Raw genomic sequence first — 15,876 nt, forward strand, 5'->3', positions numbered from 1 at the left:
CTCTTGTAATATACCATATATTACAAACCGTCCGGTAGGTAAATAGGCTGTGTGTCAAATGGTTAGAACCCCAGAAGAAGGGAATACCGGCCACCATTCCGGTGACCGGTAGCAATCTTAATACAAGCATGTTACTCTGCCATTTTGGCCTTTCGCGCGTCTAATTCCGTCTGCCGGTGTTCCATCACCTTATCAAAGCCATAACTGCTACGGCGGTCAAGGAAATTATCAAAAACTTTATCAAACTCAGCCTCATTCTTGGCCGTAATCAGCTCAGGCATCACTTCTTCCCAATTCTGAGCAATACGGGCCCAGGACACGGCTACATCAGAATCGCCTTGTGGATCAAGACCTTTGTAGATACCGCTATCAATATCAGCCCGCTCATTGGCGAAGTCTTCCATTTGCTTAAGGACAGGAGCTTTCGCCGGTCTCCACTGATTAATGATTACAGGGTTACGCATCATCCAATAGGTATCCAGAATGCCATACTGCTTCTCCATTTTCTCGATATCGTTTTCCTGCAAATCAACCATTTCAGCCTTCAACTGCGGCTTGTCACCCACCATCTCCCATGTTTCGCCTTCTTTACCAAGGAATAAATCGCGCTGGCCTTCTTCGCTGGCCAGATAGGTCAAGAAGCGGATAGCCCGCTCAGGGTTTTTGGTAGATTTGCTAATCATCGTTACCATCCAGCCGTCCATGTTGCCAGGGAATAGCTTAGGACTGTCACCCTTGCTGTTCTTAGGCCCATCGACTGCGATGTAGTAGGAGTCTGGATTGGCGCTTGCAGCCAGCGTCGGGTTGACTGCTGCCATCCCGTTCCACTCGCGGACCATCATGAAATAACGGGCGTTGTTTGTTTTTTCCTCTACCTGAGTATCGGAATCTACCAGGAAATCTACGTTAATCAGCCCGCGCTCGTAAGCCGTGCGGAAGGTTTTCAACCAAGCGATATAATCGGGATCGGTAACACGGTCGTTTACTTTCCCGTCTTTCTCATGCGGGACGGCCAACAGGTTCTGCAGAAATTCAGTCATCCCGTAAGGGACATTCCCTTGTGCGAAGAAGGGGCTGATAGGCTGACCTTTATACTGTGGATACTTATCCTTTAACAATTGCAGTGCGTTCAAAAAGCCTTCCGGGGTACTCAGATCCGGGCTGCCCATCTCCTCATATAGATCTTTCCGTACCAGGAAGGTCTGGTTGGCAGCAGTCATGCCGGTTTCATGCATCAGAGTGGGGCTGTAAGAATCATTTGGCACGGCATAAGTATTGCCATTCTCTTGACGATACCACTTCAGTGATCCTTCGCCAGCTACCTTAAAGAAGTAGGGATCATACTGATCAGCCAATTCATTTAAGGCATATACATGATCCCCTTCCCATAGCTTTTTGACAGCGTTTTCCCAAGAACCCATAGAGATTAAGTCTGGTAGCTTGCCGGAGGTCATCATCAAGGTAACATGCTCATTCGCTTCGCCGGAGGGTACTTCCAGCTTGATGTTAACGCCTGTCTTTTCCGTAACATACTTGGAGGCTAAGCTATCCCCCCAGGTTTGACCGTACCAGTTAGCACCTACGAACCAAGTCAAATCTACGGGGCTGGTATCCAGCTCCCATGCAGGCTCCTCGGGATTGAGCTTTGTTTCACTCGGCGGCTGCGTACTATCCGTGGGTTGTGGGGTCGGGCTGCTTTCGCTCGATGAATTGCTACACGCGGCCATACTTAGCGCTAAGGATGTAGCTAGAACAAGGGTCAAGCCTGGCTTGAGAAAATTGCGTTTCATGACAGGATCATCCTTTCTTTTCTGCTGAATTTTTGTATTTTACCTACCCTTTAATAGCCCCAATCATCACGCCTTTGACCAGATAGCGTTGAATGAAAGGATACACGACCAGAATAGGCAGTGTGGCCACCATCATGGATGCAAATTTGATAGAGTTGCCGGGCAATCTTGCGCCGAATTGTGCCATCGCTTGCTGCTGCATGAACGACATGGAATTCTCTGCAATGATTTTGTACAACATAGTCTGCAGCGGCAATAGGTTCTGTGAGCGGATGTAAATGACACCCTGGTAATAATCGTTCCAATGATAGACGGCTGAAAATAGCGATATGGTCGCAATAACAGCCATGCTATTGGGCAATACGATTCTGAATAAGACGCCATAGTCGGAAGCGCCGTCTACCTTTGCGGATTCCTCCAGGCTGTCAGGAATGGTGCGGAAGAAGCTCATGAAAATGACCATATTAAAAAAAGTGTACATGGAAGGAATGATAAACACCCAGAAACTATCGTACAAGCCCAGCTTCGTCATGAGAATAAACGAGGGGATCAGCCCGCCTGAGAACAGCATTGTAACCAAAGCGATTTTCATATACGCCTTGCGGCCAATCAAATTGGACTTGCTCAATCCGTAAGCGATAATGGCGGTAAACAGTACATGTGTCGCTGTCCCGACCACCGTGCGCAGAGTAGTGATGTAAAAACCATTCATCATCGTCTTATCATTGAATACAACACTATAGCTGGCCAGCGATAATTCTTTGGGAAACCAATTGACGGTACCCAGCGACGCCTGCTGCGGCGAGTTAAGCGAGTTAACGAATACAAACCACATCGGATAAAGTGTTAAAAAGCAAACCGCCAGCATCAGCAGGGTGTTGCAGACCTCAAATAATCCAATATGCCGAAACCTTCTGCTTCTTTCCATTCCTCTGTCCTCCCCCTTTTAAAAAATGCTATCGCCGGTAAGTTTTTTGGCAGTAGAATTAGCCAAAAATAGCAAACCTAGCGCCACAATTGAGCGGGCGAACAGGACGGCTGTTGAGAAGGAATGACGCCCGGATACCAACCCCATGTTGTAGATGTACAAGTCCAGGCTCTCCGCCATTCGCATGTTCATGTTGTTCTTCAACATAAAGATCTGCTCAAAGTTACTGCCGAGTATTCCGGCAACAGCGAGGATGAACAGAATAGCGATGGTGGGACGTATGCTCTGAATGGTGATATGCCACATCCGCTGCCACCGATTTGCGCCATCTAGCTCGGCCGCTTCGTACAGCCCCGGATCAATACCGGATATTGCTGCTATGTAGATAATGGCGCTCCAGCCTGTTTCTTTCAGCGTATCAGTGAAGAAGGTAATCCACCAAAAGTACTTAGGTTCGCTGTTAAATAGAATTTCGCGTTCCTGGACTCCGATTGCCATCATCAACTGATTGATCACACCACCCTCGCCCAGCCAGTTGAGCGCAATCCCCCCAAAAATCGTCCAGGCAATAAAGTGCGGCAGGTACGAAATGGTTTGAACCGTACGCTTAAATCGAAGGCTCCGTATTTCATTAAGCAGTAAGGCAAACAAGATAGGAATGGGAAAGCCCAAGATCAGCTTGATGCTGCTCATCCCCAGGGTATTACGGATTGAACGCCAGAAGCGCTCATCCGACAAAAAATCCTGAAAGTGCTTCAGCCCGACAAACGGTGAATCAAATAAGGGCTTAGCGATGCTGTAATCCATAAAGGCAATAATGAGCCAAAACATGGGGATATAACAAAAAATAAACATCCAGATGATTCCCGGAATGACCATGCTTTGCAATTGCCACTGCTTAAGAAGCGCTTTCATTTGTCCCGTTCTGTATTGGAACATGTTTCGTCCCCCTTTCTATTTCATCGTATGAAAATGTGCATAGGAAAAAAAGCCCATGATTATGGACCCTATCCCATTTTTTTAGATTTGGTTGATTAGGCGCAGAAAATAAGTATGCTGTGATTAAATGAAGGGAGTGTGCAAAAGATGAACAAGCTTGTATGGGAGCAGAATTTCTTAAGGCAAAATGCTGATTTGAAAGAGTGGAATATTGCCATCGGGAATGACTTGCTTGATGACCATGGCAATCCTATAGATACGGGTTGGGGTAACAACGAGCAGCAGTTTTATAGTGATCATTCCAGCAATCTGTATTTCGATGAATTTGGCTTGAACTTGTGCGCGCGTAGTGAAAGCATAGAACTAACGGGACGGCAGTTTGCATATACCTCGGCCCGTTTGGATACAAAGGACCATTTTTCTTTCTGCTACGGTAAGCTAGTCGTACGTGCAAAGCTTCCTGTAGGGCAGGGGATATGGCCTGCCATCTGGCTGCTTCCGCAGCATCAGGCTTACGGACCTTGGCCCGCCTCTGGTGAGATTGATATTCTGGAAGCGAAAGGTCGTTTGCCCCAGCAAATCTTCGGCACGCTGCACTACGGCAAGGACTGGGAACATAAAGTCGTCGAGGAATTTTCCCACCAATTAGAAGACGGAACGATTAACGAGTTCCGTGATTATGCGCTAGAATGGGATGCTGATAAGATGCGATGGCTGGTAGACGGGCATTGTTTCGCGGAGCATCGACTGGAGCCAGGCGTGACGCCTTTTGACCAGCCTTTTTATCTGCTACTTAACCTTGCGGTGGGTGGCTGGTATGACAATGTAGCCGTAGATGAATCTGTGCTGCCGGCGGTTATGACCGTTTCGGGGATTTGGCTGTATCAATAACTAAAAGGCCCGATTAGCTGGTTATACAGCTGATACGGGCCTTATTTATAAGAATAATGACGACCAGTGTCGTTTGTATAGTAATTAAATCTCAGTACGCTATGAATGTCTAAGCCTGCTCAATCATTTGTAGTAATCTTGATAACGCACTGGAGAAGACGGAGTCCCGGCGATGCACAAACCATACCTGCAAATCCCGGTACCCTTCGGGCAAACGGTGGGAAGCGATGGCTCCCGCCTCTTCCGCCTTGGTAATCGACGACTCTGGTAGCATAGACACGCCTAGTCCAGCGGCCACCCCACTTAGAATCACTTCTAGCGTTCCGAATTCCATAATCTGATAAGAACTTATCCCGCTTTCGTTAAGGAAGCGCTCAGCCTTTGCCCGGTGTGTACATCCAACGTCGAAGAACAACATCGGCTTCGTAAGTAATTTGTGCATGTCGCTCTTGCCCGGTTGCGAGATCAGCACCAACTCCTCGTCGAAAGCCACAATATGATCTATATCAGGCTGGTCAATGGGTCCATACACAAAGGCTCCATCTAGTTCGTAATCAAGCACCTTTTGTAAGAGACCATGCGTTTCACCAGTTACCAGGGATAGATTGACATCGGGATATCGTAAATGATACTCGGTCAGAAGAGGGGTCAGGTGAATAACCGCTGTCGTTTCGACAGAACCTAAGCGGAGAAGGCCCGCCGGATGTTCCGAGTATTGTGTAGATTTCACAGCCTCGTCCATCAGCGTCAGTATTTTATCTGTATATTCTAGCAGGTTCTTACCTGCCGCTGTTAGTGTCATCCCCCGATTAGATCGACGAAAAAGAGGGAGCTTCAGCTCAGCCTCAAGCTGCTGAATCCGGCTCGTCACATTGGACTGGACATAGTTCAAGGCTTGCGCGGCCTTGGTTATGGTGCCCTCGCGTGCAACGGCTTGAAATATTCTCAAATCTCCACTTTCCATTTCCATGCCACCTGCCTGGTATGATTCTTTATGATAGTCGCCTTCATTTTTGATCATTTTACTGGATTATATCCTCTATGTACAATTCAATATATATTCATTAACAACGATTAAAGGAGCAATCAAAATGAAAGCAATTATACACGCTGGACAAAGTGGCCTGAAGGGCTTGGAATATAAAGATGTTACAGACAAACAGCCGGGGGCTGGAGAAGTGAAAGTAAGGATAAAGGCTGCAGGGCTGAACCATAGGGATTTGTTCATTATGGCAGGTCGGACAGAACAAGATGCCCCTCTGATTATTGGTTCTGATGGCGCGGGCAGAATTGAAGCAGTGGGTAAAGGAGTATCCAACCATACAGTGGGTGCTGATGTCATCATTAATCCATGTCTCGGATGGGAATCCGTCGACAATGTTCCGCAAATTCCAGCCATTGTGGGCGGTCCTACAGAAGGCACATTCGCCGAGTCTATTATCATTCCTGCGGAAATTGTCATCAGTAAGCCAGCGTACCTGTCTTGGGAAGAAGCGGGCGTGCTACCTCTGTCTGCCTTGACCGCCTATCGCGCTCTATTCACGAAAGGCCGCTTACAGCAAGGGGAGCACGTCCTTATTCCTGGCATTGGTGGTGGCGTTGCAACTTATGCCATGATGATGGCTTTAGCGGCGGGTGCACGTGTCAGTGTCACATCACGTAGTGAGGCGAAAAGACAAGCTGCCCTGTCACATGGGGCTAACCATGCATTTGACAGCAACGGTGATTGGAAGGAAAGTTTAAATGGAGACACCGTGGATCTCATCCTCGACAGCATCGGACCTGCGACATTCCCGCATTACTTTGATATTATTAAACCCAATGGACGTATTGTCACGTTTGGCGCAAGCTCGGGAGATCGAATCGAGATCCCGGTACGGTCCATATTTTTTCCGCAAATTAGTATCATCGGTACCTCTATGGGAAGCGGTGAAGAGTTTGCTGATATGCTTCAATTCATGGAACGCCACTGTCTTCGGCCTATCATTGATCGAGTATATCCTTTACAAGATACTGCCGAGGCATTTCACAGAATGCAGCAGGGAGAGCAATTCGGTAATATTGGAATAAGAGTAGATTGAGCTGATAACCGTGTACACGGTTACGTTGGGTTAATGAAATATCAGCTTTAAAAGCTTCACTGACAGCAGATGTCAGTGAAGCTTTTTTATAATGATGATAATCATTGATCACCGACGGAGGGTTGGTATCACTGAATGAATTGTAAAATAAGGAGAACTTGAAAATGAATCATACGGTATATCTTTATGTATTTGACACAATGGCAGATTGGGAGATCGGTTACTTAACAGCCGAACTGAATTCGGGAAGATATTATGAAAAAGGGCTGGCCTCATCAAAAATAGTTACCGTGGGCATTGAAAAGACGCTGGTAACAACAATGGGCGGATTGAAAATACTGCCTGATATCAAGCTAGATGAGTGCAGCATTGAAAGCACAGATATCTTGATTCTACCCGGTGGAGAGACATGGACAGAAGCCATTCATGAGCCCATTTTAAAAATCGCCGAGGGGTGTTTACAGGAAGGTACATTAGTTGCAGCCATTTGTGGCGCTACAGTGGGCCTTGCCCAGATCGGATTACTGGACTCACGTGGACATACAAGCAATGATCTGGGATATCTTAAAATGATATGTCCTACTTACACAGGCGAAATGTATTACCAAATGGAGTCGGCTGTAACGGATGGAAATCTGATCACTGCATCTGGAACGGCTCCGTTGGAGTTTTCTGTTCATGTTTTGAGAGCTCTGGATGTGTTTTCTTCAAATACATTAGAAGCCTGGTACAGTCTTAATACGACTCATGAATCCCGCTATTTCTTTGAGCTGATGGAATCATTAATAGATTGAAATAGGTCGATTCATGTAGTTTTATTACCATTTTAAGAAACTCGCTGATATAATTAATATATTAGAAATTAAATTATGTGGTGAATTCATGAAAGAATTGTACAGTGCGGTGAGTCGAAAAACATATTATATTGTAATGTTAATGATCATCGTTCTTATGGTTGCTGGATTAATACTTTCTACAACAGAGCTCGATAGGATTACTTTTGGATACATTTTACACGTTTTGTGTGTAATCTTTGTATCTGTTTCTTTGTTGGTCTACCCTAAGTATGAAACTCATCTACTCAGAAAGATCATTATTCTATTAGCATTTGCTTATTTCTATCTTCTTTTCTTTTTATACCCTCAGACTTGGACTACCTATATTTTTATTTGCCTCATTCCTGCTCTTTCTATTCTATTTTATGATTTAAAGCTGTTTTATTTTTCTTTTATTTTAAATGGGATATTGATAGCACTTACTTTTAGTTATATCTTCTTGATTGATATTAATAGAGGTAATCTATATGCATATTTACATCAAGATAGCATAGGTAATCTTATTAATATAATAGCCACCCAAGCCTTATTATTTCTTATTTTTTATCTATCATTTAAAAGAATGCGAAGTCAGCAAGTTTATTATGAACAATTACAGCAATCTGAACGGTTAAAGATGGTGGCACATTTAACAGCGGCTGTGGCACATGAAATTAGAAATCCAATAACTGTGGTTAGAGGTTTTTTGCAGTTTTACAAAGCAGATTCTTCATTTAGTGATCCTATCAAAAGCAAGTTCAAATTAATGATAGATGAATTAAACACAGTAGAACAAATTATCTCGCAATTTCTCACACTCTCCAAACCGAATGGAGACCAGACAACAGAGAAAGTCGATGTGAAGGAAGTTCTACAGAGTGTCTCTGGTCTGCTCAATTCGTATGCCATGCTATCTGATAACCAGATTCATATAAATGTAGATGACGATTGCATTATTTCGATAAATAAAATTGAGTTTAAGCAGTTGCTCATTAATTTAATAAAAAATGCTTTAGAAGCTTCGGATGTGGGTAAATCCGTAACTGTTATAGCCAAGAGAAATAATAATTTTGTCGAGATAAAAATCATCGATGAAGGCAGTGGAATGTCAGAAGCTGAGGTTAAGTTGTTAGGCACTCCTTTTTATTCAATAAAAAGTAATGGAACAGGTTTAGGGTTAATGATCTGTTTTAATATCGTGGCAAAATATGATGGAGAGATTCTTTATAAAAGTTCTAAAGGTAATGGAACAACAGTTAATATTCGCTTTTCAGCTAAGAATGACCAGTAATATTAGACTTTCTCACAATGGAAAAGTGGATTGCCTCAGGCTTTACGGCCGATAGGCACTCCACTTTTTTTGATAAATAAGGAGAGGTTCTTACCACAATGATGGCACCCTATCGCGATTTCGCTGAATGGATAATGGGCTTTACAACGACTGCTACTCACTCCATTTTCTTGGCCCAATAATCTGGAATAGCTGCTGTCTATCATCATTTAATGCATCCTCTATACGTTTACATGTGAAATCACTTATCGGTCTAGGAAGATCATCTCTTGAGTAGAATCTACATTCTAAAATTTCAGGTGAACTTGGTTGGGGTGCCCGTTCACTCTCATTCTTGGCAATGAATACGAAATGATGCATGTCATAGTCGGGGTCGTAGTAAATACCTGTTAATCGCCTTATTCCCACGTATAACCCTACTTCTTCATATACTTCTCTTTTTGCAGTTTCCTCCGCAGACTCGTTATCTTCAGTTTTCCCGCCGGGTAATTCCCAATTGTTTTTTCCATAGCTGTGTTTTACCAACAACACTCTTCCTTCGAAATCCAAGATAACTGCTGCTGCACCAATTAACTTAGGCAAAATAATGTCCTCCTTAAGATTATTATAAAAAGGCAGTCCCAAGGAAATTCCCAGCTTTTAAATAACAAATGCCTGTCATATAATAGTAACTAACTTAATCTATAAAATTAAAAGTGATATACTAGGTGCAGGTTATAATTGAGAAGATAATACTAACGTGTAAGGGCGGTAAACATGAGCAGCAGACAAACCGAAACAGACGTTATTTTAATTGGTGCCGGAATCATGAGTGCGACGTTGGGGACATTGTTGAAAGAATTAGTACCTGATTGGAAAATTACAGTGTTTGAGAAGCTGGCTAGCGCAGGAGAGGAAAGCTCCAACGAATGGAATAATGCGGGAACGGGGCATGCTGCACTGTGCGAGCTTAACTACACCACCGAAAAACCGGACGGAACCATAGATATCAGCAAGGCTGTTATCGTGAATGAACACTTTCAAGATTCCATGCAGTTTTGGTCTTATCTTGTGAACCGTGATCTGATTCGTAATCCGCAAGACTTTATTATGCCATTGCCACACATGAGTATGGTACTCGGAGAGAAGAATGTAGCGTTCCTGAAGCAGCGTTTTAAAGCGCTCTCAAACCACCCATTGTTTCAAGGTATGGAGTTCTCCGAAGATCGGGAACAATTGCAGCAATGGATACCGCTTATTATGAAGGACCGTCCATTGGATGAACCGATCGCAGCAACTAAAATCGACTCTGGTACGGATGTTAACTTTGGCGCTTTAACGCGTATGCTGTTCAACCATTTAAAGAGTAAGAACGTTGATATTCATTACAAGCATGGCGTCGAAGATATTAAACGGACCAGCAATGGCTTGTGGGAATTGAAGGTGCGGAATGATAGCGGTCAAGTTGAACGCCGCACGGCGAAATTTGTCTTTATCGGCGGCGGGGGAGGAAGTCTTCCTTTACTGCAAAAATCCGGTATCCCTGAAAGCAAACATATTGGAGGATTCCCGATCAGTGGGCTCTTCATGGTGTGTAATAACCCAGAGGTTGTAGCCCAGCATCATGCCAAAGTCTACGGTAAAGCTAAGGTTGGTGCACCGCCAATGTCTGTTCCGCATCTAGACACCAGATTTATCGATAATAAAAAATCACTACTCTTTGGACCGTTTGCCGGATTCTCACCTAAGTTCTTGAAGACCGGTTCGATGTTTGATTTGCTCGGTTCAGTAAAGCCCAATAACGTGCTAACGATGTTGGCGGCAGGTGCCAAGAATCTATCCCTGACCAAATATCTAATCCAGCAAGTAATGCTTTCGAAAGAAAAGCGCATGGAAGAGCTGCGGGAGTTCATCCCCAATGCCAAAAACGAAGACTGGGATCTACTGGTGTCAGGCCAGCGTGTGCAGGTCATTAAAGATACTGCGGCCGGTAAAGGAACGCTACAATTTGGTACGGAGGTGGTCTGTGCCGGTGACGGATCGGTTGCCGCATTGCTGGGCGCTTCTCCGGGTGCTTCGACTGCCGTTTCTGTCATGCTTGAAGTGATCGAGAAATGCTTCCCGCAACATCTAAAAGACTGGGAACCGAAAATAAAAGAAATGATCCCTTCTTATGGTGTGCCACTAGTGGATAATCCTGAACTCATCCAGAAAATTCATACTTCTACAGCCCAGACGCTAGGTTTAAGCAGTGAACGGCAATCGGTCAGGTAGCTGTGAAAATAAAAATAAGCAAAATAGCCCTCATTCCTGAATTCCATGGATTGAGGGCTATTTTGCTTTTCTGAAATTTACCTGCGGAACGAGTACATAGGGACTTGTATCAGATTTTCTGAATGTAAACTAGAAAAACTCTATTGGACGCGAGGATGTAAGGATGCTACAGTCTTTATAATTCATACTAAAACAACCGGATTATAATGTTTTAGTGAAATCATATGAAGGAGGGATAGCACATGAAATTCGCTTTATTCAGTCTGATGCTTAATCTTCCGAATGCTCTTACGGGTGAGACCTTCACCACACAACAAAAATTTCAGAATGTGCTAAAGCAGGCAGAGCTTGCTGAGAAGCTAGGCTTTGATGCTTACGGCGTAGGCGAACGCCACGGAGCGCCGTTCTTATCCTCATCTCCACCGGTTGTTCTAACTGCAATTGCGGCCAGAACCAGTCGCATTCGCCTGCTTACGACAGTGACCGTACTGAGTGTACTGGATCCCGTGCGGGTAGCCGAGGATTATGCCACGCTGGATCATCTGTCGGGTGGACGGCTTGAACTGATTATTGGCAAAGGTAACGATCCGCGCCACTATCCGCTTTTCGGAATTAAGGAAGAGGAGCAGTGGGAATCCCTTGCTGAGCGCTATGAATTGCTCAAGCGGCTGTGGAGCGAAGAAAATGTCACCTGGCAGGGACGCTACCGGACACCGCTGGATAAAGTGACGACACAACCCCGGCCTTACCAGCCATCGATTCCCGTGTGGCATGGCAGCGCCTCTAGTCCACTATCTACCGAGCTTGCGGCGAAGTACGGGGAGCCGATCTTCTCGTCAAATGGCTTTCACCCGATGGCCAAGTACAAGGCGCTGATCGACCATTACCGCGAACGTTGGGAGTACTACGGGCATGATCCGAAGGATGCTGTCGTCGGAGCGGGTGGTGGCAGTCTATATTTGGCAGATACGAAGGAAGAAGCGATCCGTAGATATAAGCCTTATTATGAGACATTCAGCTCGACGGATTCCGCGAAGCATAATCAATCGCCGTTCAAGAGCCTTGAAGATACGGTAGAGAATGGTCCAACGCTGGTTGGCAGTCCAGAGAGTGTCATCGAAAAGGTGCTGACTTACCACCGTGCTTATGGACATCAGGTGCTAAGCATTGGTGCGGACGGATTAAGCGAATCCGAGCAGCTCGAGCAAATAGAGCGGTTCGCTAAGGATGTTATGCCAGTTCTACGGCGTGAGATTCCCAGCACAGTGTGGGATGGTAAAGCGCTGACTTTGCAGCAGGCGTAAGTGTTGTGCATAGTCTACTAAAACGTTTAAGAGAAAAGGGGAGCTGAGTATGAAGAGACAACGGTTTATTAAATGGGCGACTTATGTATCGTTAACGGCAGCATTGACACTGGTCTTGGCAGGCTGCGCGGCCAAAGGCGGAGAAGCAACTAGCTCTACCGATTCTTCTGCAGCGGCTCCAACGGTTACCAAGCCAGTGGAAGGTGGCGAGCTGACTTATGCGCTGGCGACATCTCCTGACACGCTTGATCCGGGAGCAAGTGGATTTGCAGTATCTCACCGGGTGTTCCGAAATATCACGGATAGCCTGGTTGTTCAGCTTCAGGATGGAAGCTTTCAGCCTTGGCTGGCAACGGAGTGGACGAAATCGGAAGACGGCAAGACATATACGTTCAAGCTGCGCCAAGACGTCAAGTTCCAAGATGGAACGCCATTCAATGCTGTGGCTGTGAAAGCGAATTTTGACCATATTACGACGTCGGCTAGAGGTCAAGCCAAATCCCTGATCGGTCCTTTTGAATCGGCGGAGGTGGTGAATGACTATACCATCAGGTTAATCCTGTCCCAGCCCTTTGAGCCGTTTCTTAGCGGGCTAAGCTCGGCATTCCTCGGCATCTCTTCACCTCAGGCATTACAGCAGTATGGTGATCAATATGGCAAGCATCCCGTAGGCACGGGGCCGTTCAAATTTGTTAGTTGGACGGAGAACGACGAAATCACTCTGGAGAAGAACTCGGACTATAACTGGGGGCCGCCAACTGCAGATAACAGAGGACCGTCGCATCTGGATAAACTGACGTTCAAGATTGTGCCGGAAGAGGCGACACGGATCGGTAGTGTACAAAGCGGGCAACTGCTGGCTGCAGAAGCCGTTCCACCACAGAACATTGCCGCACTTAAAAATGATCCTCAGTTCCAGGTGGATCAGGCGATCACGAACGGAACAGCCTTCTCCCTCTATTTCAATTTGAAGAGTGATATTTGGAGTGATATCAAGGCACGCCAAGCGGTGCAGCTTGCGGTCGACGTCGATACCATCGTCAAAACCTTGTACCTCGGTACATACGACCGAGCTTGGTCGTCCATTACACCAGGGTTGCTCGGATATGACGCAACGCTTGAGAACAAGATCCACCCCGATCTTGCCAAGGCAAACCAGTTGTTGGATGAAGCAGGCTGGAAGAAAGGTGCAGATGGTATCCGTGAAAAGGATGGCAAGAAGCTGATCCTTCGTTATCTTGATGGTTCTCCGAACCGTGAGAAGCGTAACGACATTGCGGCGATCGTCCAGCAGCAATTGAAAGCAATTGGCGTCAATGTGACACTCAACATTACGAAGGATACGAGCACACCACTGAAGGAAGGCAACTTCGATCTTTTTGGAAATTCCCAGGTGAAAGCTGATCCTGACGTCATGCGGAGCATTTTCCAATCCGGTAAGGAATACGCCAAAGGCGGTACGAACTGGTCGAATCTGTCCGATCCTAAAATTGATAAGCTGCTTGATCTCGGTTCAGAGGAGTCTGATCTGGAGAATCGGAAAGAAGCCTACACCCAAATCCAGCAATATCTGATTGATCATGCGGTTATCCTCCCAATCTATGTATTCCCTTATACGGTAGCCCATCCGAAGACGGTCGAAGGTCTGAAATTTGATCTACTCGGGTACCCGCAATTTTACGATGTAAGCATCCATAAATAACCGGGGAGGAGGCCAAGGAAATGGCCGGAACCATTCTAACACGACTGCTCACTTCCCTACTCGTTGTGGTCGGTTCGTCGATGCTAGTCTTCCTCATCATGTATGTACTACCCGGTGATCCGGTTCTACAGATGCTGGATGGCAATGCGACATCGCCTGAGGCGATTGCCGATTTACGCCACCAACTCGGATTGGATCAGCCGTTCTATGAGCAATTTTCCCGCTATTTCATCCATTTGCTGCAAGGAGATTTCGGTCAGTCGCGGATTACACAAGCTCCGGTTCTGCCCAAAATCCTTGAGCAGGTTCCGGCTACGCTTGCGCTCACTTTCGTCAGCGCCGTTGTCTCCATCGTGGTTGGCATCCTTCTCGGCGTCTTGTCTGCGATCCACCGGAACGGCATCATTGATGTGTTGGCGCGGTTTGTCGGCCTGTTCGGCATATCTATGCCGTCATTTTGGACGGGAATTTTGCTACTGTTGCTGTTCTCCATTAAGCTGGGCTGGTTTCCGGCGATGGGCTCTGGAAGCTGGAAAACGCTCGTGCTGCCTGGCATTGCGCTTGGGCTTGTAGGTGCAGGTTTTATCGTCCGGATGGTCCGCAATACGATGCTTGAGATCTTGAGCGAACCGTTCATTCTGACCCTGCGCGCCAAAGGGCTTGCGGAGCGAGCGGTCATGTACCGTCACGCGCTGCGCAATTCCCTAATTCCTGCGCTCACGATGATTGGGGTCATGATCGGCGAGCTGCTAAGCGGGACGGTCGTGATCGAGACGGTGTTCGCCCGGCAAGGGATCGGCCGCATCCTTGCTGACGCAATCATGGCAAAGGATATACCGGTGGTGCAAGGCGTTGTTTTTTTCACCGCAATTATCTATGTGTCAGTGAATGTACTGGTAGACATTTCGTATTCGTTAGTTGATCCGCGCATTCGGCGGTCGACCTAAGAAGTCGCATAGAAGAAGGGAGAAACCGGAATGAAGGATGCAACGGCACTTAAGCCACTGTGGAAAAGCGAAAGAAAACGGCCTGCAAGGTCATGGCATCTCGGCGTATCCGATTTGTTCCTGTACGCTGCGGAATTGGTTGTGCTGTTTCTGGTCGTTTGTGCGATTGTGCCGGGGTGGGTCGCACCCTATTCTCCCACGATGATGGATGCGGCCCAGTTGCTGCAACCGCCCAGCGCTACGCACTTACTGGGAACCGATTATTTCGGAAGAGATGTGTTCAGTCTGATCGTCTACGGAAGCCGGGATTCGCTGCTCATCGGTCTGGCTTCTGTCATCGTGGGTGGCCTGACCGGTGGCGTGCTCGGGGCTTTCTCCGGTTATGTCGGAGGATGGATTGATCAGGTCATCATGCGTATCATCGAGGTTCTGATGACGATACCGGGGATTCTGTTGGCACTGGCGATTGCTGCAGCCATCGGGCCCAGCCTGATTAACGTCGTACTGGCGATAGCCGCAGGGACGATTCCACGCTATGCAAGGGTGATGCGGAGCCAGGTACTTAGCGTTAAGAACCGGGCGTTTGTCACAGCCTCTCGTTCTATCGGGAGCACGGGATTTCGTATATTCCGCAAGCATGTGCTGCCCAACTCGCTGGCACCGTTTCTGGTTATGGCGACGTTAGGTATCGGAACGTCCATTCTAACTGGCTCCGGACTTAGCTTTCTGGGTCTGGGGGTCATCAAGGAAATTCCGGACTGGGGCACTGTGCTGGCGCAGGGACGCGGGTATTTGACGGTGGCCTGGTGGATTTGTACGTTCCCGGGGCTTGCTATTGCGCTATTCGTACTGGCTATTAACATCATCGGAGACCGGCTGCGGGATAAGCTCGATCCGAGAAAAACCAGCGCCTGACTGGCGGAAGGAGGCAGTAT

The 15,876-nt window shown here is 46.7% G+C and carries 14 protein-coding genes; 9 read left to right on the plus strand and 5 right to left on the minus strand.

Going from position 1 to position 15,876, the window contains the following annotated elements; all coding sequences use genetic code 11:
• Window positions 1–131 precede the first annotated feature (131 nt).
• From ACFVRY_RS22490 to ACFVRY_RS22500, 3 genes are read right to left on the minus strand one after another with little or no spacing between them, the layout of a single operon-like run.
• Window positions 132–1,790, minus strand: coding sequence for an extracellular solute-binding protein (locus ACFVRY_RS22490; protein WP_387502537.1), 1,659 nt, complete (start codon window positions 1,788–1,790; stop codon window positions 132–134).
• 43 nt (window positions 1,791–1,833) lie between these two features.
• Window positions 1,834–2,718: a carbohydrate ABC transporter permease gene (locus ACFVRY_RS22495; protein WP_387502538.1), complete on the minus strand. Its 885-nt coding sequence runs from the start codon at window positions 2,716–2,718 to the stop codon at window positions 1,834–1,836.
• 18 nt (window positions 2,719–2,736) lie between these two features.
• Complete coding sequence (locus ACFVRY_RS22500) at window positions 2,737–3,657, minus strand: ABC transporter permease (protein ID WP_387502539.1); 921 nt, start codon at window positions 3,655–3,657, stop codon at window positions 2,737–2,739.
• A 147-nt stretch (window positions 3,658–3,804) separates the two neighbouring features.
• Between ACFVRY_RS22500 and ACFVRY_RS22505 the strand changes: the two genes are divergently transcribed.
• Entirely contained in the window at window positions 3,805–4,548 is a 744-nt protein-coding gene (locus tag ACFVRY_RS22505; RefSeq protein ID WP_387502540.1) for a glycoside hydrolase family 16 protein, read from the plus strand.
• Between the two features lie 109 nt (window positions 4,549–4,657).
• Here the strand turns inward: ACFVRY_RS22505 and ACFVRY_RS22510 are convergent, their stop codons facing one another.
• Window positions 4,658–5,512, minus strand: coding sequence for a LysR family transcriptional regulator (locus ACFVRY_RS22510; protein ID WP_387502712.1), 855 nt, complete (start codon window positions 5,510–5,512; stop codon window positions 4,658–4,660).
• 127 nt (window positions 5,513–5,639) lie between these two features.
• Here ACFVRY_RS22510 and ACFVRY_RS22515 point away from each other — a divergent pair, with 127 nt between their 5' ends.
• The 3 genes from ACFVRY_RS22515 (at window position 5,640) to ACFVRY_RS22525 (ending at window position 8,735) form a co-directional block, all read left to right on the plus strand.
• The gene (locus tag ACFVRY_RS22515) at window positions 5,640–6,629 is read left to right on the plus strand and encodes a zinc-binding dehydrogenase (RefSeq protein ID WP_387502541.1); all 990 of its coding nucleotides are present in this window, start codon (window positions 5,640–5,642) and stop codon (window positions 6,627–6,629) included.
• A 164-nt stretch (window positions 6,630–6,793) separates the two neighbouring features.
• Window positions 6,794–7,423 carry a type 1 glutamine amidotransferase family protein gene (locus ACFVRY_RS22520; RefSeq protein ID WP_387502542.1) on the plus strand — a complete coding sequence of 210 codons (630 nt, stop codon included), beginning with the start codon at window positions 6,794–6,796 and terminating at the stop codon, window positions 7,421–7,423.
• Between the two features lie 88 nt (window positions 7,424–7,511).
• The gene (locus ACFVRY_RS22525; protein WP_387502543.1) at window positions 7,512–8,735 is read left to right on the plus strand and encodes an ATP-binding protein; all 1,224 of its coding nucleotides are present in this window, start codon (window positions 7,512–7,514) and stop codon (window positions 8,733–8,735) included.
• 153 nt (window positions 8,736–8,888) lie between these two features.
• Here ACFVRY_RS22525 and ACFVRY_RS22530 read toward each other — a convergent pair whose 3' ends face one another.
• Complete coding sequence (locus ACFVRY_RS22530) at window positions 8,889–9,317, minus strand: NUDIX hydrolase (protein ID WP_387502544.1); 429 nt, start codon at window positions 9,315–9,317, stop codon at window positions 8,889–8,891.
• Between the two features lie 174 nt (window positions 9,318–9,491).
• Here ACFVRY_RS22530 and mqo point away from each other — a divergent pair, with 174 nt between their 5' ends.
• From mqo to ACFVRY_RS22555, 5 genes are all read left to right on the plus strand, one after another.
• Window positions 9,492–10,988, plus strand: a complete 1,497-nt coding sequence (gene mqo, locus ACFVRY_RS22535; RefSeq protein ID WP_387502545.1) for a malate dehydrogenase (quinone) — start codon at window positions 9,492–9,494, stop codon at window positions 10,986–10,988.
• A gap of 242 nt (window positions 10,989–11,230) precedes the next feature.
• On the plus strand, window positions 11,231–12,292 hold the full coding sequence (locus ACFVRY_RS22540; RefSeq protein WP_387502546.1) for an LLM class flavin-dependent oxidoreductase: 1,062 nt from the start codon (window positions 11,231–11,233) through the stop codon (window positions 12,290–12,292).
• A gap of 49 nt (window positions 12,293–12,341) precedes the next feature.
• Entirely contained in the window at window positions 12,342–13,994 is a 1,653-nt protein-coding gene (locus tag ACFVRY_RS22545; RefSeq protein WP_387502547.1) for an ABC transporter substrate-binding protein, read from the plus strand.
• A 20-nt stretch (window positions 13,995–14,014) separates the two neighbouring features.
• Window positions 14,015–14,941: an ABC transporter permease gene (locus ACFVRY_RS22550; RefSeq protein ID WP_387502548.1), complete on the plus strand. Its 927-nt coding sequence runs from the start codon at window positions 14,015–14,017 to the stop codon at window positions 14,939–14,941.
• A 30-nt stretch (window positions 14,942–14,971) separates the two neighbouring features.
• The gene (locus ACFVRY_RS22555) at window positions 14,972–15,856 is read left to right on the plus strand and encodes an ABC transporter permease (RefSeq protein ID WP_387502549.1); all 885 of its coding nucleotides are present in this window, start codon (window positions 14,972–14,974) and stop codon (window positions 15,854–15,856) included.
• The last annotated feature ends 20 nt before the right edge of the window (window positions 15,857–15,876 follow it).

It is taken from the genome of Paenibacillus sp. NPDC057934 (assembly GCF_042887565.1).
Taxonomy (GTDB): domain Bacteria; phylum Bacillota; class Bacilli; order Paenibacillales; family Paenibacillaceae; genus Paenibacillus_AQ.